Here is a 21,084-nt window from a genome sequence, read left to right on the forward strand (position 1 = left end):
CACGCTGCCCGAGGCCGGTGAGGCGACGGTGGCAGTCTTCGACGTACTCGGTCGGCGGGTGGCGCGGCTGCACGCCGGGCCGCTGGCGGGCGGCACGCACCGCTTCCGGCTGGAGGCGGCAGGGCTCCCGAGCGGGGTGTATCTGGTTCGCGTAGAGGGTGGCGGTGCGTCCCTCGTGCGCCGGTTGACGGTAGTACGGTGAGCGTCTACGAGCCGCCGAAGCGGTAGCGGAGTTGGAGGGTGAGGTCGCGCACGCGCAGCCTCAGATCTCGCCCAGCCTCCATACTACTCCGCCAACTCCCGGAGAAAGTCGGTCGGCGAGAGAACGGCAATGCCTCGGTACGGGTGGAGCACCAGCAGATCGGCGTCGCTGCTGACGAGCACGTCGGCTGCGCTGTCGAGCGCTAGCGCAAGGAACTTGTTGTCGTCCAGGTCGCGGCAGTCCGTTACAGACGTCGTGACGGGCACAAAAGAGAGCAACCCCTCAAACCAGTCCAAGAAGGCCGTCCGCTCGGCGTCGTCGAGGTATCGGTCGAACTTCGGCCTGGACAGACGACTCGTGAGTTCCGAATAAGCCGCTACCGAGGCGCACAGCTCTCCGTGGAGCGCGGCCTGCACGAGGGCCGCGCGCGGTTTGCCTTCCGGGCTGAGGGCGGCACCGATGACGGTGCTGGTGTCGAACACGAAGCGCTGCCATTCAGCCATCGCCGCGCAACAACTCCTCTAGCCGGGCGTCGGTCAGGCCACGCTCGCGGGCCGTGGCTGCCATCTGGTTCATACGCCGTTCCAGTTCGCGCACCTGCTCGTCACGCGACATGACGGCCTGAGCTACTGCTTCTTTCGCCCGCTCCCGTTGCTCCGGCGTCGCGTCGCGGAAGCGTCGCGCTACGTCGCTTGGCACGGTTAGTATGATCTCTTCGGTCTGCATGAGGCGTCTCAGGATGCCAAAATTCTTCCCACTGCAGCGCGCACAAGCAGTTCCCGCTACGCCGGAAACGCTCAGCGCTAGCCGCCGAAGCGGTAGCGGAGTTGGAGGGCGAGGTCGCGCACGCGCGGGCCATCGATCTCGCTGAGCCCGCTGCTGACCGTCGGCCGGTCCTCGAAGCGCGTCGAGGCGAGCTTCGCGCGGAGGTCGAGCCCCTCGAACCGGCCGCCGGGGCGGAAGCTCAGCATGGCGTAGGTCCGCGTGCCGCGCCCGAAGAGGAGCGTGTTGGCGAAGACGCCGGTGAGGTCGTTCTCGAACTGGTAGAGCCGGGCGTCGAAGCCCTCGGTGTCGAAGAACGTCAGCCGCGCGTCGAGCCGGAGCGCCTTCGTGAGTTGCCAGCGCACGTCCTGGAAGAGGAGCACGCCGGTCGCGGCCGGCTGGTCGGCCTGGCGGTAGTGCGACCCCTCGATCCGGGTGCGGAAGCGGAGGTCGCGGTTGGCGAGGTACTCGCCCTGGACGCGGAGGCTGCGCCGCGTCTCCGGCACCAGGCCTTCGAGGACGGCTCCGGTCGGCTGAGCAAAGTCGGCCGCCGTCTCGCGCGTCTCGGTCCGGCCCTGGGCGTAGAGCGTGAGCCAGCGGCGGGGGGTGTGCTCGACGTAGAGCAGCGCCTCGTGGCCTGTCGCCGGGCGCGGGACGGCGAAGCGCACCCACGGGAAGCGGTACTGGTCGAAGAAGCCCGAGACCACCCACCGCCGCGCCGGGCGCAGCTTCAGGCCGAGGTAGAGCCCGGTCTCGTTCTGCCCGCGCCCGTTGCGCTCGCCGAAGGCGTAGCCGTGGAGGCTCGCGAAGTCGCGCGGGTAGTGCCGGGCGAGGACGACGGCGTCGAGCCGGTCGAGGCTCGCCTCGGCCCCGCCGACCCCGGCAACGACACCGTCCGACGACGCGACCTCGCCGAAAAGCTGGAACGTGCCGAGGAAGACGTTGGCGTAGGCGCTCGCGACCGTCGCGGCGTCGCCCGCGAAGTCGAACCGCTCGAAGGGTCGCTCGCCGGGCGCAACCGGGTTGTCAAATCGGGCGCTGTAGCCGACTACGCCGACCGTCGCCCGGTCGAACCGGACCTCTGCGCCGCCGCCGAAGAGGGTCTGGCCGAGGGCGTCCTTGCGGGCGATCTCACTCGGGGTCCGGTGCAGCCCGTCGGCCGGCAGCCCAGCGACGGTTGCGTCGGTGATCGGGGCCTCGACGTCGGTCGTGTCGACGTCGTTGAACGAGGCGTCGAGCGCGCGGCGGCTCCCGAAGGCGGTGAGGTAGAGGGCGGGCGTGACGGCGACCGTCGCCCCGACGCCGCGGAAGAACCGGTTCTCGTCGGTCGAGCCGTAGGGCCGGAGGCCGCGCCCGCGCCGGATGAGCGGGCGGACCGACGCGCGCCCCTTCCCGAACCCGGCGGCCCGCCACAGCGCGAGCCCCTGCCCGAACTCCGCCACGTAGTCGCCGACGACGAGCGCCTCGATCCGGCCCACGCGGAGCGCGGCGAGGTGGAACGAGGCGAAGTCGTAGCCGACGCTCTCGCCCTCGAACGTGAACTGCTCGCCGGGGTCTTTTTCGAGCGTGACGTTCGCGCTGACGTTCCGGCGGTAGGTCGCCCGGACGCGGGTGTAGATCCGCTCGGGCGAGCCCGCGAACCGCGTCGGCGCGTCGGGATCGTCCACCAGGCTGTCGGGGAGCGCGTCGAACCCCTCGCCGAGGTCGAGCCGCCGCGTCAGCCGCTGGAGCACCTCGACGCGCGCCCCGGCGCGGACCTCGGCGAGCGACGGCACCGACGGGTACGGCGAGATCGTCCGAACGACGGCGAGTTCGGGGCCGATCCTCAGGTACGGCCGCGCCTCGAAGAACACGTCTTCGGTGACGCCCTCGACGCTCCGAAGCTCGGGGATCGACCCGAACGGCCCGGACGTCTCGCGGAAGCGGACGATGGTTTCGGCGACGAGCGGCGAGAAGGCGGGGACGAGCGCGAGGTCCTCGGCCGGGGCCGTGTTGATGTCGAGCGGGTTCTCGCGGAGGTCGGCGAGCAGTTCCAGCAGGTCCGTCGGATCGCCGGAGATCTCGTCGTCGGTGAGGTCTTCGAGGACGGCCTCGGCCTCGGTCCCGGTCGTGCCGGGCACGGGCTGGGCGAGCGCGACGGGGCTAAGAGCGAAAGCCAGGAAGAGCGGAAGCAGGAAAGAGTTCAAGATCCGCCGCCGTGCCCGACCTGTGTGTTCTTCCCCTCTTCCGTTCATCCGCTCCTCCGTTCCTAAAACTGAACGCCGAAGCCGAAGCTGGGCGTCCAGCCGATCACCTCGTGGCGCTCGGCGGCCACGTCGGCGCGGAGGATGCCGAGGGCGACGCCGACGCCCGCGCTGAAACGGACGGGCTCGGTCGTGACCCCGGCCCGGAGGAAGAGCACCTCGACCGGCTGCACCTCCAGCCCGCCCCGGAACGAGACCGGAAAGTCCACCTCTTTGTCGACGCCGACCAGGACGAGGGCCTGCTCGGCCGGACGGTACGCGAGGCCGACCTCCAGGCCGCGTCGGAGCGGATCGGCCTCGGTGATCTCGGGCCGGTTGAGGTTGTAGGCGTGGAAGCCGAAGTCGAGGCCGGGGAGCACTTCCGTTAGTGCCCCGAGCGAGAGGCCGAGCGCGCCGGCCGAGCCGAAGGTCGGGATCGAGACCGAGGTGTAGCCGAGCCGCAGCCCGGCGTGGACGCGCCGCGTGGCCGAGACGGCGAACGACCGGGCGACCCCGAGGCCGAAGACGGTCTCGCGGAAGTCCTCGAACCCGTAGGTCCGCGCGCTCGCCGCGACGGTCCCGAACCGCGTCGGCTCGGCGAGGGCGACGGCCCCGAGGCGGAGTTCGCTCAGCCCGAACGCCTGCGAGGCGAAGGCCGACCCGGCGCGGCCGGGGAGCGTCGCCCAGCTCGCCGGGTTGTGGTGGCCCCACACGTCGCCGCCGAGCGCCGCCGCGGCCCGCCCAAGCGCGAGCGCCCGCGCCCCGCCCTCGGCGAGCGGGACGAGCTGGGCGTGCGCCGCCGGGCAGGCAGCGAGCACGAGGAGCGCGAGCAGGCGGTACACGAGCGGGCAGGCGGCGTGAGCGGGAGGCGGGCTCGGAAAGTATACGATTCCCCGCGGTTGCGCCGTAATAGACGACGCGGCCTGTCGCTCGCGGCCGCCCGGTGAACGTACTTTACCTGCCCCCGACCCCTCCCGACAGCCATGCGCCTCGCCGCTCGCGCCCTCGTCCTGCTCGCCTGCCTGCTGACCGCCGCGCCCGGCGCGGCAGCGCAGGAGCTGCTCTGCACCGTCCGGGTCGAGTACAGCTCGCTCGGCGGCAACGAGTTCGACTTCCTGGACGACCTGGAGGAGCAGATCGAGCAGTACTTCAACAACCGCTCGTGGACCGACGACCGCTTCCGGCGCGGGATCGAGGAGATCGACTGCAACGTGCGGATCGAGGTCCTCGACGCGCAGGGCCTGGACCGGTTCACCGCCCAGATCATCGTGCAGGCGCGCCGCCCGATCTACGCGACGGTGCGCAACACGACCGTCTTCCAGGTGGCCGACACCGAGTGGCAGTTCCAGTACAACCGCGGGCAGCCGCTCATCTTCGACGCCAACCGCTACGACTCGCTGACGAGCATCCTGGACTTCTACGCGTTCATGATTCTCGGCTACGACTACGACACGTTCGCCGAGCTGGGCGGCACGCCGTTCTTCGAGCAGGCCCGCGAAATCTCCGAACTCGCCCAGTCCCAGGGCGACCCCGGCTGGGTCTCGATCGGCGACGACCGGACGCGGACGGCGCTCGTGCGCCAGCTCCTCGACCCGCGCTACGAGGCGCTGCGCCGGGCCTACTACCTCTACCACTTCGGGACGCTCGACCTCTTCACGCAGGACCACGAGACCGCGTGGCAGACGGGCTTCACGGCCATCGAGGGCATCTACGAACTCTTCCTCGAAGTCGCGCGGAAGTACGCCACCGACGTGTTCTTCACCGTCAAGGCCCGCGAGATCGGCGACGTGTTCGAGGAGGCCGACGAGGTCAAGAACCAGCTCTACACGATGCTGATCGAGATGGACCCGGCCCGCTCCAGCGACTACGACCGACTGTTGGAGTGACGAGCTACGAACGACGAGTGTCGAGTGGGTCCTCGCTCGTCATTCGTCGCTCGTCACTCGTACTTCGAGTACGCGGTCACCTTGCACGATGGCGTCGGCCACGTCTTGCCCACGGGCGACGCGCCCGAAGGCCGTGTAGCGCCCGTCGAGGTGGGGCTGCGCCGAGTGCGTGACGAAGAACTGCGACCCCTCGGTGTCTTTCCCGGCCGAGGCCATGCCGACAGTGCCGCGCCGGTAGGGCACGCGGGCGAACTCGCTCGGGAGAAACACGCCCGGCCCGCCGAAGCCGTCAGCCCGGACGAAGTCCCCGCCCTGGACCACAAAGTTGGGGACGACGCGGTGGAAGGGCACGCCGTCATACGCCCCGCGCTCGGCGAAGCGGGTGATGGTCTGCACGGTCAGCGGCGCAGCTTCGGTGTCTAGCTCCAGCACGATCTGGCCCCGGTCGGTCTCCAGCGTCAGCAGCGGGTGCCGCCCGAGGGACCGGAGGTACGGCCAGTCGAGCGCGGGAAAGTCCGGCGGGGCGAGGCCCGTCGCCTCGAAGTCCACGCCGCGCCCGAAGCGCTCGCTGAGCATGGCGGCGGCGGCCTGCCGGATCGTCGGGTGCGGCCCTTCGAGCGCCACGTCGAGCAGAAACGGGACCGCCGTCGTGTCCCGGATCTCCCCGAGCGCCTGGACGATAGCGACCATCGGCTCGATGTCGTCGGGCGTACTCATCTCGGCATACGTCTCGCGGAGGACAGCCGACGCGCCGAGCGGCTGGAAGAGCGAGTCGGCGAGGGCCGGCGCGGCGGCGTAGGCCGTGGCGAGGTCGCGCCGCCGGAGTGCCTCGGCGAACGAGTCGAAGTAGAGCGGGGCCCGTGCGGCTGTCCGGTCTGCCTCCCAGTCTGTCTTGAGGGCTTCGAGCGCAGCATAGGCGATACGCGGGTCGTCGTTCCGGGCGGCAGCGGCGAGCAGGTCGCGCCCTTCGGATCCCGTTTGGGCAAGGGTGCCGAGCGCTGCGGCATAGGCGAAGGGCGCTTCGTGCGCAGGTAGGACCTCGCCATTGCGCTGCGGACTCACGCTCTGCACCCAGCGAAAGACCGTCCGCTCGCGCCCGCCCGCCCGGAGCGCGGGCAGCAGCGGTGCCCACACGCGCCAGCGCTCGGGATGCGCCTCGGTCCACGCTTCGATGCGGTCGAGGCGTTCGCTGGGAAGCGTATCCACCGCGGCGAGGGCTGCCGCCGCCGTGGCCGCGACGTGGATGGAGGCGTCGTCGAGCGCGACGAGGAGGGCGTGCTGCACGGCGTCGGCGGCGTCGGGCCGGGTGAGGGCACGCACGGCGTTCGTGCGGACGCGCCAGTCGTCGCTCCGGCGAAGCAGTGGCAGCAGGCGCGCCGCCGCCCGCATTGGGTCGAGCCGGCCGAGGGCGAGGGCGAGGTGCATCTGCGCCGGGTCGTCGGGCGAGCGCGCGTCGGAGGCGTCGAAGAGGCGGTCGCTGACGTGCTGCCACGGGGCCGGGTCGCGCGTCCGCCCGAAGTAGTAGGCGGCGTGCTGCCGCAGGTCCGCGTCGGGCGCGGTGAGGCGGTCCGCGAGCCAGCGGGTGGCGGTGCGGTCGTGGACGCCGCGCAGGCCGTAGCGGGCCAAAGCGAGCGCCCGCGCCGGGTCGAGGGCCGCATCAAGTGGCAGGTCGGGGAGTGCCGCAAGCGTTGCCCGGCCGCCGGTCTTGCCGAGGGCGTCGAGCAGCAGGCGCTGCACCTCGGCGTCGCGCTCGGCGCGGAGGGCGTCGATGAGCGGGATCGCGGCCGCCGAGTCGGCGCTCTGGCCGAGGGCGAACGCGGCGTCGGCCCGGACCGTCGGGGCCGGATCGCTGAGGAGCGCTAGCAGGAGCGGCACCGCGCCCGCGTCCTGCACCGAGCCGAGGGCGAGGGCTGCCCGTGCCCGCACCGCGGCCTCGTCGTCCGTCAGGAACGCCCGCAGCGCCGCCGTGTCGCGCCGCGTCTGGTGCTCGGCGACGGCTTGCAAGTCTGCCCGGTCGAGGAGGCCGTCGCTCGGCCGGGCGTAGGCGGCCTCCGGCGACAAAGGCGGCGGCGGGGGTAGGATGCGCTCGGGCTGCGTGTAGGAGCAGCCGGCGAGCGAGGCGAGCAGAGCGAGCGGGAGGGCGAAGCGCATGGCGGGGCCGTGTGCGAAGAGTACGTCGAAACGGAACGTGGAGAACAAAAACAGCCCGGCAGCGGCTATCTTGCGCCGGCCGGGCTGTGCTCGGAAGGGTGCGAAAGGGGGGACTCGAACCCCCACGGGTGTTACCCCACGAGATCCTAAATCTCGCGCGTCTACCTATTCCGCCACTCTCGCAGAACCGCCGCCTTTGCCGGCAGCGACCGTCAATATAACGCTGCCACTCTCCCCCTTCTCACACCGATCAGACCCATGACGTCACGCATCGCACTCTCCCTGCTGCTCGCCCTCGTGCTGGCCGCCTGTTCCAGCACCGAGGTGGTCACCACCGCACCGCCGTCCACCCCTCCGGCGATGGAGGAGCCCGAGATGACGGACAACGCCATGATGGACGAGATGGAGGGCGCGATGGAGGAGATGGCCGGCCTGACCGCGCCTATGCTCCTCGACCCCGACACGGTCCAGGCCGGACGCTTCGACAACGGGCGGATGTTCACCTTCGACAACCCGCCGCGCGCCTACCTCGCCGAGACCTACGGCTTCTCGCCGGGCGACGAGTGGTTCGAGCAGGCCCACCTCGCCGCACTCCGCTTCGCTACCTACTGCTCGTCCTCGTTCGTCTCGCCGGATGGGCTGATCCTCACCAACCACCACTGCGCCCGCCAGAGCATCACCCAGGTCACCGCCGAGGGCGAGGACCTCGGCGCAGACGGCTTCTACGCCGAGCAGCTCGGCGACGAGCGCCTCGTGGACGGCCTCTTCGTCGAGCAGCTCATCGAGATCACCGACGTGACGGCTGAGGTTGAGGCCGCCGCTGAGGGCATGGAGACCGACGCCGAGCGGATCAACGCCCGCCGCGAAGCCATCGACGCCATCCAGGAGCGGATGGAGGGCGAGGCCGGCGGCGAGGACGCTGGGATGCGCGTCCAGATTATCACCCTCTACAACGGCGGCCAGTACTCGGCCTACACCTTCCGGCGCTACGACGACGTGCGGCTCGTCTTCGCCCCCGAGGACGAACTCGGCTTCTTCGGCGGCGACCCGGACAACTTCACCTACCCGCGCTACAGCCTCGACTTCGCGCTCTTCCGCGCCTACGACGACAACGGCGACCCCGTCGACACGTCGGGCTTCTTCTTCCCGTGGAGCGCCGACGGCACCGACGAGGGTGAGCTCGTCTTCGTGATCGGCAACCCCGGCTCGACGACGCGCCTCCAGACGGTGGCCCAACTGGAGTACCGCCGCGACGTACAGGAGCCGGCTACGCTCCGCCTCCTCTCCACACGCGCCGACGTCTACGAGCGCTTCGTGGACATGAACCCCGATGCGCCCGAGACGCCGGAGATCGAGGACACCTACTTCTCGCTCTCGAACGGACGCAAGGCCTACACCGGCCGCGTCGAAGGGCTGCAGGATCCCTACGTCATCGCCCGCCGCGCCGCCGCCGAGCGCGCCTTCCGCCAGGAGGTCGAGACCGACGCCCAGCTCCGGGCCGACTACGGCGACCTCTTCGACCAGATTGCTCAGAACCGCCAGGAGGCAAAGCAGTTCGCCGCTGAGTTCGGCGCGTTCATCGGGATGAACCCCGGCTCGTCGGTGGCCTCGAACACGCTCACGCGCGCCCTCAACGCCCACGCCTTCGCAACGACGCAGAACGACCAGTTCCGCGGCGCGGCGCTCCGGGTCGAGGAAGACCGCCCGGCAGACCTCGAGCGGATGCTCGTCGAGGCCCGGCTCGCAGACTTCGTCCACTACCTCGGGGCGGACAGCGACCTCGTCGAGGCCGTGCTCCAGGGACGCTCCGTAGAGCAGGCTGCCCGCGACATCTTCAGCGGATCGGCGTTTGCGACGCACGCCGGTACCGAGGCTGCGCTTGAGGGTGATCTGATGGCGTCGGACGACCCGGCGCTTGCCGTCGCGGCGGCGATCTGGCCGAGCTACATCGAGTTCCAGCAGCAGAACGGCGTCCTCGGCGCGCAGGTCGGCGAACTGGCCGGCGAGCTGGCCCGCGCCCGCTTCGAGGTCTACGGCACCGAGATCCCGCCGGACGCGACCTTCTCGCTCCGCATCAACGACGGCCGCGTCCAGGGCTACGACTACAACGGCACCGTCGCCCCGCCCTACACCTCGTTCTACGGGCTGTACGACCGCCACTTCGCCTTCCAGGCCGACGACGAGCACAGCCAATTCTACAGCCTCCCCGACCGCTGGCTGCCGATCCCGGGCGACCTCGACCTGACGACGCCCTACAACTTCGTCACCACGAACGACATCATCGGCGGCAACTCCGGCTCGCCGATGCTCAACCGCGACCTCGAGGTCGTCGGCGTCGCCTTCGACGGCAACATCCAGAGCCTGCCGGGCGACTACATCTACCTCCCACAGCAGAACCGGACGGTGGGCGTGGACTCGCGCGCGATGCTGGAGGTGCTCGAGACGGTCTACGACGCCGAGCGCGTGGCCGAGGAGCTTCGCTCCGGCAAGATGACGGCGCGCTAAGCCAGAAGACAGATGCAACGCAAGCGGGGCCGCGCCACCGGGCACGGCCCCGCTCTTTTCGTGCTGCCGCGAGCCTACCGCACGAGCGTCACGCGCTGTGTTGCGGTGAACGCGTCCGCCTCCATCCGCACCACGTACACCCCGCTCGGCAGCCCGGCCCCGTCGAAGGCGACTGCGTGGCGGCCCGCCTCGAGCTCGCCCTCGGCCAGCGTGCGCACTGCGCGCCCGAGCACATCGTAGACGGTGAGGGTCACCGTCCGCGCCTCGGGCAGGTCGAGCGCGAGCGTGGTTGCCGTGCGGAACGGGTTGGGATAGGCCGCATCGAGCGCGAAAGAGGACGGGGCCGTCGACGTGGCATCGAGCGCAGGCTGCGTCGCCGCTCCCGACGCGAACTCGACGGCTCCTGCGTCGCAGGCGGCGATGCCGTCGCCGTCGCCGTCGACCGGTGCCTCGAAGCCGCGCTGATCCGCGGGCCCGCACGTCCCGCCGATGTCGATGGCCGGGTTCCGTGCGGGGTCGCCGCCGGGGGCGCGGAGCGCGTGCGTCAGCGTCGGCCCCCCGTTGTCGGCGAGCGCGAAGTCGAGCGCCGCAGCATCGGAAGCCGAGACGATGCGGTCTGTGCCTTGCGAGGAGCAGCCGCTGCCGAGGACGTTGTATCCTCTGGAGAACGGGGGCGAGTTGAGGCCACCGCAGTTCGCACTCGGGGCGGTCAGGCTTCGGGCCACCCTGTTGCCGGCTACGATGCTATTCTCAAGTGATACTTCACTGAAATCGTCCCAAATGGACACGAAGCTGTGAATCCCACCGGATTCGACCGTGGCGCGGTTATCGATAATAGTGCTGTTTTGCACTGTGATCACGGAGGTGGTGAAAGGACTGGTGCGAAGGCCTCCGCCGAACTCCGCTCTGTTCCCGCTGATCGTGCTGTTCGAGATCGAGGCATAGGTTGTATAGACACCACCCCCACCGCTTGTCGCGACGTTGTTAGCAACGGTCGAACGACGAAGGCTTAGAGCAGAGACAGAGATGCCTCCTCCCGAAGCGGCTCGGTTGTCACGCACCGTAGACTCGCGTAGCACGAGGAACGTTTGTCCGCGCGCGAGTATGCCTCCGCCCTCACCTTCGGTGAAACCGTCGGCGATCGTCAAGCCGATGATTTCGACGAGGCCTCGAACTGTGGGTAAGACGCGAGACACATCGAGGTAGAAGACACGCGAGGCGCCGCCGCCGCTGACGGTGAGGTCTAGCCCCGTCGCGTCGAGGATGACGGACTGGGTGACCTCAAGCTGTCCGAGCGCGAGGGTAATCGTCTCGCCGCCGAGCGCCGGGGCGAAGCGAACGGAGTCGCGGTCGATGCCTGCATTCGCGGAGGCGAGGGCTTCGCGGAGCGAGCAGTCGGCATCGCACGTCCCGTCGTCGGTGTCGGCAGTTTTGGTGACGATGAGCGTCTCGGCAGGGCGCGCGTGCTGCGCAGCGACCGGTAGGGCGGTGAGAAGGAGAGCAAGGAATGAGAATCGAAGCATAGTAGGATAGAATGATCAGGGAGCCGGACACAACATAGGCGTGCAGGCTCCCGAACGCAAACAAACCCCGCGCCCGTCTACTTCTCTGGCGTCGCTGTAAGCGCAGGCGTTACGTCTACCAAGCTCTGCACCTCGGCCAGTGCTTCGGCCCCCGGCCCGAGCGCTACGAGCGGGACCGGGTTGCGCGTGTGGCTCTTCGTCCCTAGATCTTCGAGGTTGCCGTGGTCGCTCGTGACGACGAGCCGGTCGTCCGGCCCAAGCGCGCCCAGGAGGCCGCCGAAGAAGGCGTCGAGCGAGCGGAGCACGGACGCGGCGCGCTCGGCGTCCCGGCTGTGGCCGGCTTTGTCGGTGAGGTAGTACTCGAAGAGGACGAGGTCGGCCTCCGGGCTGAGGCGGGCGAGGCGCTCCCCAGCCGCGCGCTCGGTGATGACCGGCACGTCGAGGCCGAGGTGCTCGCGCCACCCGGCCCCGGTGAGGTCGGCCGCCAGGGCCTCGCCGCGCCGCAAGTCTGCCTCGCGGCGAAGCTCAACTCCAGCCTCGACGCAGCACAGCGTCGTCACCGTCCACCGACTGCGCTTCTCGACGAACCGGAAGAAGCGGTCGGGGTAGGCGTTGGCGAAGGTGCCGACCCGCCCGGCTGCGCGCAGGCGCGCAAACAGGCTGTGCTCGGCAATCGTCGGCTTCGAGGTCGAGTGCGGGTACGGGCCGAAGTGCCGCCCGGCGCGCTCAGCGCAGTTGACGCCCGTGAAGAGCGTCGCCTGCCCCGTCCCGCTCTGCGGCAGACCCTCCACCCCGAGCGTCGCGTCAATGGGCCGGAAGACGTGACCAGGCTCGGAAATAGCCTGCGCCTCGCTCGTCCAGCGCTGCCCGCCGGCCAGCCGCTCGAAGCTCGGTAGCGCGAGGGAGCCGAGGAGGTTAGCCTCGCCCGGCGCGCCCAGCCCGACCCCGTCGAGGAACACGAAGAGGGTGCGGGGCGGCGGCGTCACGCGTCGGGAGGGCTAGGGTTCTCAGGGGAGGCCGCCGCCACGACCCAGTCGAGGTCGAGCGGCCGGTTGAGCGCGTGAACGCGGGGCGGGAGGGCCGTCTCACCTTCGACGCCGAAGACCGGCCGGTCGTGCTCCGTGGCCCACGTTAGGGCGCGGGCTTCGTAGGAGTCTGGCGGCACGGCGAAGAAGGCGGAGGCGCGGGCCGCCGCTGCCATCACGAGCGCTCGCTCCGCGTCGTCATGCCCGTAGCGCCCGTGCGCCATCGGGAAGGGAGAGAGCAGGGCACCGCCCGCCCGGATGGCCGCGCTCACGATGGGGCGGATCGGCTTGGCGATGCGCCCCATCCCGGCGTTCGCCACGAGGACTGACGGGTGCCCGGCGGCTGCACACAGCTTGTGGACGACCACGTCGAAGCCGCTCTCGGCCCCGCTCATCACCACGACGCCGTGCGCAGTCAGCTTGCGGACGAGGTCCTGGGCAGTCTCAAAGGCAGGCCCTGGCAGCGGAGGCCGGGCGAAGAGCGCCACCGAGGGCTGGGCCAGGGCCTCGGTGTGGCCGTAGGCGTAGAGCACGACCGGCCGGTCGCTCTGGTCGAGGTCGGCGAGGCCGGCCGGCCAGCATGCGTCATGCGGAGTCAGCACCTCGACCCGCTGCGCGGCCAGCCGCTCCAGCTCGTCCTCGGCCTCGGCAAGGGCGGTGCCTAGGCCCCCGTGGTCGAAGAGGTAGCCGACAAGCGTCGTCGCGTTCGGGGCTCCCTTGATGCGGAGCAGCACCTGCTCGCGCGGCGTAGCCCGAAGGGCCTCGTAGGTCGGAAAGTGGGCCAGCAGGCGCTGGGCCGTCACGCGGCCGATGCCGTCCGAGCGGAGCAGGGCGAGGGCGAAAGCGGAGGACGCGCGCATAGCAGCAGAGGGCGGGAGCCCTAGCAAGATAGGCGTCCCGGAGAGCACATGGGCTTGCGGCGCGAGGGTGCGCGCCAGCAGAAGGGGTAAATCCGAAATAGGTGGTGGAAATGTTGTGCCTACAAGAGGGCGTACATCACGAGATACCGCACCGTTTGCCGGGAGAGCCACTACAAGGTGCCGTGGCACCGCATTTGCCCCGCGGGAAGCCGCCCATTACCACCACGTCCAGCCCTAGTCCGATGATCGCCCCCCTGCACGTTCTGCTCGCTGCCCCCGACCCGGCCGACGACCTCCTCGCGGCCCTCCGGCGTGCTGGATACGACCCGCGCCCCGAGTTCGCCACCCAGCCCGAGGCGCTCGGAAACGCTCTCGCTCGCGGGAAGGCCAAGCTGCTCATCCTCCGGCAGGGCCTGCCGGGACTGTCACCGTGGGACGCCCTCGCGCGAACCGAGCAGCAGGCAGACCGCCTGCCGGTCATCGTCGTGACGGAGGAAGACAAGGTCGGAGGGGTGGTGGCGCTGCTGGAGGCCGGGGTGCGCGACGTGGTCAGCATCTCGGACCTGGACCGGCTCGGCGTGGCGGTGGCGAAGGCGCTGCGGTGGCGGCGGGAGACACCCCGGGTGCACGCGAGCGGTGAGCCCTCAGCCGACGCCGTCTTCCACGACCTCGCCGAGCAGATGCCCATCGGGCTCTACCGAACGACAGAGGAGGGGCGCATCCTCTACGCCAACCCGGCCTTCGCGCGGCTCCTCGGCTGCGAGAGCGCGGACGCCCTGCTGGGCGAAACCGTCTCCGATACCATCACCTATCCCCGCGAGGCGTTCGCCGAGACCCTGCGCGCCGAGGGGCGCGTCGAGAACTACGAAGCCTGGTGGGAGCGCGACGGGGAGGAGGTCTGCACGCGCGAGAACACGCGGGCGGTCCTCGACGACGAAGGGGAGTTGCTGTACTACGAGGGAACCATCGAGGACATCACCGAGCAGCAGCAGGCGCTCCTGGCGCTCCGCGACAGCGAGGCCTCGCTCCGCACGATGGCCGACGCGACAGGCCTCGTCTTCTACCGCCGCCTCGCTGGAAGCAGCGACTACGACCAAGTCAGCCCGTCCGTCGAATCGCTGACCGGCTACACGTCCGAGGGCCTCGCCACTCAGGGAGGACTGGATGCCCTCGCCGAGCAGCGCGAGGTGCTCGACGGCGATGCGCAGGGCGACGGGTCTGCAACCACTCTGTACCGCATTCGCACAGCCGACGGCGCGGCCCGCTGGGTGGAAGACAGTGCCCATCCGTGGACCGACGAGGCGGGCGAGGTGATCGGCCAGGCCGGCGTGCTGAGGGACGTGACCGAGCAGCACGAGCGCGAGCACCGCGAGCGCACGCAGAACGCGCAGCGCCTCGCCCGGCAGAAGGTCCTCACCAAGCTCTCCGCGCTCGGGGGCGAGACGGACGACGTCCTGCAGCACGTCACCGCCGAAGTGGCGCGCGAGACAGAGACGGGCCGGGCCAGCCTGTGGCTCCTCGGCGACGGCGAGCTGCAGTGCCGCGACCTCTATGTGCGCAGCGAAGACGCGCACCGCACCGACGCCCCGTTCCGAGCCGAGTCCGTGGCCGAGACCTTCGGTCTGCTCAGCCGGCAGCGCGTGGTAGAGACGCCGGACGTGCTCGGCAAGCCGGCCGACGAGCGCTACGCGCTGGACGTGTACCACGCCCGCAACGGCGTCCACGCCGTGCTGCTGGCCTCGGTGCGGCGGCGGGACCAGGTGATCGGCTTCGTCGCGCTCGAGCACCTCGGCGAGTCCCGCGCCTGGACCGAGGACGAGCGCGACTTCGCTGTCGCCATCGCGGACCTCGTCTCCCTCCTCGTGGAGCAGTCGGGGCGCGGCGAGGCGGAGGCGGCGCTCCAGCAGAGCGAGCGCCGGTACCGGGTCATCTCGGAACTGGCCAGCGACTTCGCCTACGCGCTGCGGATCGACGCCGACGGCTCGACCGACATCGTGTGGGCTACCGCCGCCTTTAAGCGCATCAGCGGTTACGACCCTGACGAGTTGGATGGCTACGAGGGCCTCGTCGGCCTCGTCCACGAGGACGACCGGCCCGCTGTTGAGGAGGCGCTCGACTCGTCCGAGCGAGGGAAGACCGTGCGGTTCGAGTGCCGGATCCGCACCAAGTCCGGCGGCGAGCGCTGGGTGGCGCACCGGAGCCAGCGCGTCTACGACGAAACCGCCCGGTGCTCCTACGTGTACGTTTCGGGACGCGACGTGACGCAGCGCAAGACCTTCGAGGCCGACCTCGTCGAGGCGCGCACGGAGGCCGAGCGGCTGGTTCACCAGAAGTCGGCCTTCCTCGCCAGCATGAGCCACGAGATCCGCACGCCGCTGACGGCGCTGCTCGGCTTCGCCGGAGTCCTGGCCGACGAGGTAGACGAGGAGAACCTGGAGGTCGTGCGCCTCATCGAGACCAGCGGCAAGCGGCTCATGGAGACGCTCAACTCTGTCCTCGACCTGGCCCACCTGGAGTCCGGCAACGTGGAGGTGTCCGCCGAGCCGCTCGACGTGGTCGAGGAGATGAAGCAGACAGTCCGGCTCCTGGCCCCGCTCGCCGACAAGAAGGGCATCGACCTCCGGGTCGAGGACAGCGACAGCGAGGTCATCGCGCCGCTCGACGCCACCTGCCTCCGCCGCATCCTGAATAACCTCATCGGCAACGCCGTCAAGTTCACCGAGCGCGGCGAGGTCGTCGTTGGCGCATCCCTCTTCGGCCCAGTCGCCCGGATCTGGATTCGGGACACCGGGATCGGGATCGGCAGCGCGTTCCTGCCGAACGTGTTCGACGAGTTCCAGCAGGAAGCCGGGGGCAACACCACCGGCAGCGGGCTCGGCCTCGCCATCACCAAGCGCCTCGTCGAACTGATGGACGGCACCGTCTCGGTCGAGAGTACGAAGGGCCAGGGCAGCGTCTTCACGCTGTCGTTCCCGGTCGAGTTCGGCGAGGACCAGGTGCAGCAGGCCGTCGAGATGACGCTGGCGAAAGGCGAAGGGCAGCAGGCTGAGGAGCCGGAGGACGACCGCCCGCGCGTGCTGGTGGTCGAGGACAACGCCGAGACGCGCCTGCTCATCGAGCGCATCCTCGGCCAGCGCTACCGGGCGGACGTGGCCGGCGACGTGGGCATGGCACTCGGCCTGCTCAAGGACAACGCCTACGACGCGCTCGTGCTCGACATCCACCTCAGCGGGGAGCAGACCGGCGTGGAGCTGCTGCAGGCGGCGCGCCTGCTGCCGAACCACGAGACGGTCGCCGCGCTCGCGCTCACGGCCTACGCCCTACCCGGCGACCGCGAGCGCTTCCTCGACTCCGGCTTCGACGCCTACCTCAGCAAGCCGTTCACGAAGGCCGACCTGATGGCGTCGCTGGTCGCCATCGGCGTAGCCGTCGCCGACGCGTAGCGCGCGTCGCCGTCACGCGGCGGCGTCGTAGCTTGCGGCGTGAACGAGCCGCTATCCTCCGACGCCCATCCCGCTGCGCCCCGCGCCCAGGCTTCCGTCGCCCTCGTGATGAGCGGCGGCGGGGCCCGCGCAGCCTACCAGGTCGGGGTGATGCGGGGGCTGGCGCGGCAGTGGCCCGCGTTCCGGCCGGACATCATCACTGGTGTCTCGGCGGGAGCCATCAACGCAGTCTCGCTGGCCAGTCACCCCGGCAGCTTCCCCGACGCGGTCGAGGCCCTGCACCGGCTCTGGACCGACCTGACGACCGACCAGGTCTTCCGCACCGACGGCCCGAGCCTGTTCCGCATCGGGTGGCGGTGGCTGCGCCGCCTGCTCTCCGGCGGCGAGGTCGGGCAGGGCGCGCACGGCTTCGTCGACACGACCCCGCTCTACCGCCTGCTCCGGCAGCACCTCGACCCGCACGGCCGCGGCATCGAGGGCATCGGGCAGAACATCCGCGACGGCCGCCTCCGCGCCTTCGGGCTGACGGCGACGGACTACGCGACGGGCCGCTCGGTGACCTGGACGCAGGGGCGGGACCTGGAGCCGTGGGACCTGCCCAACCGCAAGAGCATTGAGGCGTGCGTCGGCGTGGAGCACGTCATGGCCTCGGCCGCACTGCCGTTCATCTTCCCGGCCGTTCCCGTCCGCACGCCCACCGGCGGCGGGTGGTACGGCGACGGCGGCATCCGGCTGACGGCCCCGCTGTCGCCCGCGCTCCACTTCGGGGCCGAGCGCGTCCTCGCCGTCTCGACGCGCTACGCCCGGACGGCGGCCGAAGCCGCCAACCCCGCGACGATCGGCTACCCGCCCCCGGCCCAGATCGCGGGCGTCCTGATGAACGGCATCTTCCTCGACCTGCTCGACCAGGACGCCACCACGCTCCGCCGCATCTCGCACCTCGTCGAGGACTGCCGGCCGGCGCAGCCCGGCGGCTTGCGGCCCGTAGACCTCCTCGTGGTCCGGCCTTCGGAAGACCTCGGGTGCCTCGCCGGCAGCTACGAGCCCGAGCTGCCGGCGACGTTCCGCTTCCTGATGCGCGGCCTCGGCTCCCACGAAACCCGCAGCCCGGACTGGCTCTCGATGCTGCTCTTCGAGCCGGACTACCTCCGCCACCTCATCGCCATCGGCGAGCGCGACGCCGAGGCGCGGGCCGAAGAGATCGGCGCGGTGATCGAGGGGTAGCGTCGCTACGCCTCTTCGTCGCCTTCGAGGGTGCGGCCGCGCCGCAGCGTCGCCGGCTGCGTTATGGGGGTGTCGGCGAGGAAAGGGTAGAGCGCCTCCAGGTCGAGGAGTTGCCACGGCCGGCCCTCGACGCACACCGGGAGGCTGTGCGACTCGGCATACTCGACCGTCCGGTGGCTCAGACGCGCGAAGTCGGCGAACACATGGGGCACGCGGAGCACCCGGCCGGGCCGCTTCTCCGTCGGCGAAGCCACGATCGACAGGCTGTTCGCGTCGAGTTCGACGCGCTCGATCTCGTCCCACGAGAGGACCGTCCGCCGCCGGGCGTAGTCGTACCCTACGACCCGGTGCACGGAGAGCTTGACGCACCAGACCACGCTCCGCAGCCGCAGGAAAGCGTAGGAGGCCCCCACCACCATCGCCGTCAGCAGCGCGCTGACGAGGCCGATCACGAGCAGGACCGAGGGCAGCCAGAGCAGCAGGAGCGGCGTCAGCCCGATGACGGCCCCGAACCCGACGACGAGCGCGCCCGCAAGCCGTCCGACCCACTTGCGCGTGTCGAACTGCACCTGCTCGTTGTCGAACACTTCGTACCAGTCAGCCATGAGCCCCTCTTACCGGCAAGATAGCGATGGGATAGGGAACCGGACTCCGAAGTTTCAGACGACACAGATTTGTCACGTTTGCCTCGACTGATGCAACACGCAGGACGGTCGTTTCCTTATCCAAACGCCTCAGCGAGCACGTTTAGGGTGCGGTCTAGGTCGGCGTCCGAGAGGTCCCGGTGGGTCGTGGCGCGGACGGTGTGCGGCCCAAAGGCCACCATCTGGACGCTGTGCTCAGCGAGCCGGGCCAGCACGACCTCGGCGGGCTGCTTCGTCTCGACGAGGACGATATTGGTCTCGACCGAGGCCGGGTCGATCCCGAAGCCGGGGAGTGCGGCGAAGGCCCCGGCGAGGCGGCGGGCGCGGGCGTGGTCCGCCGCGAGGTCGGCCCGGTGATAGTCGAGGGCGTGGAGGCCGGCGGCGGCGAGGATCCCCACCTGCCGCATCCCGCCGCCGAAGAGCTTGCGGTAGCGCCGGGCGAGCCGGACCGTCTCGGTCTCGCCCGCCAGCATCGACCCGACCGGCGCGCCGAGCCCTTTCGAGAGGCAGACGCTGACGGTGTCGAACGGCGCGGCGAGGTCCGCCTCCGAGTGCCCCGAGGCGACGGCCGCGTTCCACAGCCGCGCCCCGTCGAGGTGCAGCGCCAGGCCGTGCTCGCGCGCTGCCTCAGCGACCTCGTGCGCCAGGTCCAGCGGATAGACCACGCCGCCGGCCTTGTTGACTGTGTTTTCGAGGCAGACGAGCCGAGTGCGCGGCTCCCAGTCGTAGCGCCCGCGCACGACGGCGCGCACGTCGCCGCCCGTGAGCATCCCGCGCGCGTTGCCGACGGGGCGAAGCTGAACCCCGGAGAGGACCGCCGGACTGCCCGCTTCGTAGTGGAAGACGTGGCTCCGCTCGGCAAGCACAACCTCGTCGCCCGGCCGGGTGTGAACCTTAATGGCGAGCTGGTTGCCCATCACCCCGGTTGGCACGAAAAGGGCGGCCTCTTTGCCGAGCAGGTCTGCCACCCGCGCCTCCAGCCGCTCCACGGTCGGGTCCTCGCCGAACACGTCGTCGCCGACCTCGGCCTCGGCCATCGCCTGCCGCATCGCAGGCGTCGGCTTGGTCACGGTATCACTTCGAAAATCAGGCATAACGTTGAGGTGCGGATGTCGAACGACGAGAAAGACTCCCGTTCGTCGCTCGTCGCTCGTAACTCGACACTCGGCTCACCAGCCCATCTGGCGCATCCGGGTGAGGATCGTCCCGGCGTAGCTACCCATCTGCTGCGGGGTGCGGGCGCGCGGGTTGGGGATACAGGCGGCGAGGCGGGCCGCCTGCTCGCGCGACAGGTCCGCCGCCGAGATGCCGTAATGATGCTGCGCCGCCGCCTCGATCCCGAAGACGCCCGGCCCCCACTCGATCACATTGAGGTACAGCTCCAGAATCCGCTCTTTCGGCAGGATCAGCTCGGCGAGGTAGGCGAGGGGTACTTCGAGTCCTTTGCGGATGTACGAGCGGTGCGTCGTCAGGAAGAGGTTCTTGACGAGCTGCTGGGTGATGGTCGAGGCCCCGCGCGGTGCCACGCCGCGCCGGGCGGCGTCGGCGCGGACCTTCTCGATCTCCTCCCAGTCGATCCCGCCGTGGGTGTAGAACCGCGTGTCCTCGGCGGCGACGGCGGCGCGCCCAGCCTGCTCCGAGATGGCGGCCCCAGAGACGGGCGTGTAGCGAAAGTCAAAGTCGCCCTCCTCAAACACGGCCTCGATCTGGCGCTGGATCTGCACCGAGGTCACCGGCGGCGGCACGACGAGCATCGCCACGAGCCAGAGCGTGCACAGGCCGTAGAACGTCAGCACTGCGAGGACCGGCCAGAGCAGCACGCGGCCGACGATGGATGTCGGACCGGGGAGTTGGAATGTCTCGGCAGGCACGCGATCCGATATCTGAAATCCGAAACCTAAAAGTGCCCTACCGGCTGATTTCTAGGATCTCGAACGGGATCTTCCCGGCAGGTACCGTCACCTCCACCACGTCGCCGACCTCGTGCCCGAGCAGGCTCTTGCCGACCGGGCTGGCGACCGAAATCTTGCCCTTCGCCATGTCCGCCTCCTCGGCCGAGACGAGCGTGTACGTCGCCTCCTTCTTCGACTTCTTGTTCATCACCCGGACTTTCGAGAGGATGAACACCTTGGAGGTGTCGATCTGCTTCTCGTCGACCATGCGCGCGTTCGCAATCGTCGTTTCGAGCTTGGCGATGCGGGCCTCGAGGTGCCCCTGCGCTTCTTTGGCGGCGTCGTATTCGGCGTTCTCCGAGAGGTCGCCTTGGGCGCGCGCCTCGGCGATTTCTTGCGCGATCTCCTGCCGCCCTTTGGTCTTGGCGGTGCGAAGCTCGTCCTTCAGGTTTTCGAGTGCTTCCTCGGTGAGGTAAACAGGCTTGTCCATGAGTGGGTCGGTGTCGTCCCCAACAAAAAAGAACGCCGCACCCCGGGCTCCGGGACGTGGCGAATGGCTGCCGGAATATAATGCTGAGCGGCCGTTCTGACCTGTTGAGGTCCTGCGAATCCGGTGGGACAGTGGGACAGTGGGACAGTGGGACAGTGGGACAGTGGGACAGTGGGACAGTGGGACAGTGGGACAGTGGGACAGTGGGACAGTGGGACAGTGGGACAGTGGGACAGTGGGACAGTGGGACAGTGG

Annotated in this window: 17 protein-coding genes and 1 tRNA gene; 5 read left to right on the plus strand and 13 right to left on the minus strand. The window is 70.0% G+C overall.

From position 1 onward, the window contains the following. On the plus strand, positions 1-202 hold a 202-nt coding region (locus AAGI91_15365; protein ID MEM1043992.1), incomplete at its 5' end, for a T9SS type A sorting domain-containing protein. Positions 203-285: 83 nt separating this feature from the next. Here AAGI91_15365 and AAGI91_15370 read toward each other — a convergent pair. The 4 genes from AAGI91_15370 to AAGI91_15385 all read right to left on the minus strand — a co-directional run bounded on the left by AAGI91_15370 (position 286) and on the right by AAGI91_15385 (position 4,028). Then, positions 286-705, minus strand: a complete 420-nt coding sequence (locus AAGI91_15370; GenBank protein MEM1043993.1) for a putative toxin-antitoxin system toxin component, PIN family — start codon at positions 703-705, stop codon at positions 286-288. Then, positions 698-928 (minus strand): hypothetical protein, encoded by a 231-nt coding sequence (locus AAGI91_15375; protein MEM1043994.1) that lies wholly within the window; start codon positions 926-928, stop codon positions 698-700. The genes AAGI91_15370 and AAGI91_15375 overlap by 8 nt, the downstream gene beginning before the upstream one ends. Before the next feature lie 77 nt (positions 929-1,005). Continuing rightward, entirely contained in the window at positions 1,006-3,150 is a 2,145-nt protein-coding gene (locus AAGI91_15380; protein ID MEM1043995.1) for a helix-hairpin-helix domain-containing protein, read from the minus strand. Positions 3,151-3,212: 62 nt separating this feature from the next. Next, the gene (locus AAGI91_15385) at positions 3,213-4,028 is read right to left on the minus strand and encodes a hypothetical protein (protein MEM1043996.1); all 816 of its coding nucleotides are present in this window, start codon (positions 4,026-4,028) and stop codon (positions 3,213-3,215) included. A gap of 141 nt (positions 4,029-4,169) precedes the next feature. On the opposite strand from AAGI91_15385, the gene AAGI91_15390 reads away from it, so the two are divergent. Further along, the gene (locus AAGI91_15390) at positions 4,170-5,072 is read left to right on the plus strand and encodes a DUF4835 family protein (protein MEM1043997.1); all 903 of its coding nucleotides are present in this window, start codon (positions 4,170-4,172) and stop codon (positions 5,070-5,072) included. A gap of 39 nt (positions 5,073-5,111) precedes the next feature. On the opposite strand, the gene AAGI91_15395 is transcribed toward AAGI91_15390, so the two are convergent. Both AAGI91_15395 and AAGI91_15400 read right to left on the minus strand, forming a co-directional pair. Next, the gene (locus AAGI91_15395; protein MEM1043998.1) at positions 5,112-7,223 is read right to left on the minus strand and encodes a peptidylprolyl isomerase; all 2,112 of its coding nucleotides are present in this window, start codon (positions 7,221-7,223) and stop codon (positions 5,112-5,114) included. Between the two features lie 99 nt (positions 7,224-7,322). After that, positions 7,323-7,406 (minus strand) — tRNA-Leu (locus tag AAGI91_15400). Positions 7,407-7,481: 75 nt separating this feature from the next. Between AAGI91_15400 and AAGI91_15405 the strand changes: the two genes are divergently transcribed. Then, positions 7,482-9,728, plus strand: a complete 2,247-nt coding sequence (locus tag AAGI91_15405; GenBank protein ID MEM1043999.1) for a S46 family peptidase — start codon at positions 7,482-7,484, stop codon at positions 9,726-9,728. A 74-nt stretch (positions 9,729-9,802) separates the two neighbouring features. On the opposite strand, the gene AAGI91_15410 is transcribed toward AAGI91_15405, so the two are convergent. The 3 genes from AAGI91_15410 to AAGI91_15420 form a co-directional block, all read right to left on the minus strand. Then, entirely contained in the window at positions 9,803-11,251 is a 1,449-nt protein-coding gene (locus AAGI91_15410) for a T9SS type A sorting domain-containing protein (protein ID MEM1044000.1), read from the minus strand. A 77-nt stretch (positions 11,252-11,328) separates the two neighbouring features. Further along, a complete protein-coding gene (locus AAGI91_15415; GenBank protein MEM1044001.1) occupies positions 11,329-12,237 on the minus strand; it encodes a peptidase in 909 nt (302 codons plus the stop codon). Next, positions 12,234-13,136 carry a DNA-processing protein DprA gene (locus tag AAGI91_15420; GenBank protein ID MEM1044002.1) on the minus strand — a complete coding sequence of 301 codons (903 nt, stop codon included), beginning with the start codon at positions 13,134-13,136 and terminating at the stop codon, positions 12,234-12,236. The genes AAGI91_15415 and AAGI91_15420 overlap by 4 nt, the downstream gene beginning before the upstream one ends. A gap of 242 nt (positions 13,137-13,378) precedes the next feature. On the opposite strand from AAGI91_15420, the gene AAGI91_15425 reads away from it, so the two are divergent. Next, on the plus strand, positions 13,379-16,579 hold the full coding sequence (locus AAGI91_15425) for a PAS domain S-box protein (GenBank protein MEM1044003.1): 3,201 nt from the start codon (positions 13,379-13,381) through the stop codon (positions 16,577-16,579). A 39-nt stretch (positions 16,580-16,618) separates the two neighbouring features. Then, the gene (locus AAGI91_15430; protein MEM1044004.1) at positions 16,619-17,803 is read left to right on the plus strand and encodes a patatin-like phospholipase family protein; all 1,185 of its coding nucleotides are present in this window, start codon (positions 16,619-16,621) and stop codon (positions 17,801-17,803) included. Between the two features lie 5 nt (positions 17,804-17,808). Here the strand turns inward: AAGI91_15430 and AAGI91_15435 are convergent, their stop codons facing one another. The 4 genes from AAGI91_15435 to greA all read right to left on the minus strand — a co-directional run bounded on the left by AAGI91_15435 (position 17,809) and on the right by greA (position 20,829). Continuing rightward, positions 17,809-18,408 (minus strand): hypothetical protein, encoded by a 600-nt coding sequence (locus AAGI91_15435; GenBank protein ID MEM1044005.1) that lies wholly within the window; start codon positions 18,406-18,408, stop codon positions 17,809-17,811. Between the two features lie 116 nt (positions 18,409-18,524). Further along, the gene (locus AAGI91_15440) at positions 18,525-19,541 is read right to left on the minus strand and encodes a GntG family PLP-dependent aldolase (protein MEM1044006.1); all 1,017 of its coding nucleotides are present in this window, start codon (positions 19,539-19,541) and stop codon (positions 18,525-18,527) included. 75 nt (positions 19,542-19,616) lie between these two features. Next, on the minus strand, positions 19,617-20,318 hold the full coding sequence (gene mtgA / locus AAGI91_15445; GenBank protein MEM1044007.1) for a monofunctional biosynthetic peptidoglycan transglycosylase: 702 nt from the start codon (positions 20,316-20,318) through the stop codon (positions 19,617-19,619). A gap of 37 nt (positions 20,319-20,355) precedes the next feature. Beyond that, positions 20,356-20,829 (minus strand): transcription elongation factor GreA, encoded by a 474-nt coding sequence (greA, locus tag AAGI91_15450; GenBank protein ID MEM1044008.1) that lies wholly within the window; start codon positions 20,827-20,829, stop codon positions 20,356-20,358. Between the last annotated feature and the right edge of the window lie 255 nt (positions 20,830-21,084).

The organism is Bacteroidota bacterium (assembly GCA_038746285.1).
In the GTDB taxonomy this organism is placed as follows: Bacteria; Bacteroidota; Rhodothermia; order Rhodothermales; family JANQRZ01; genus JANQRZ01.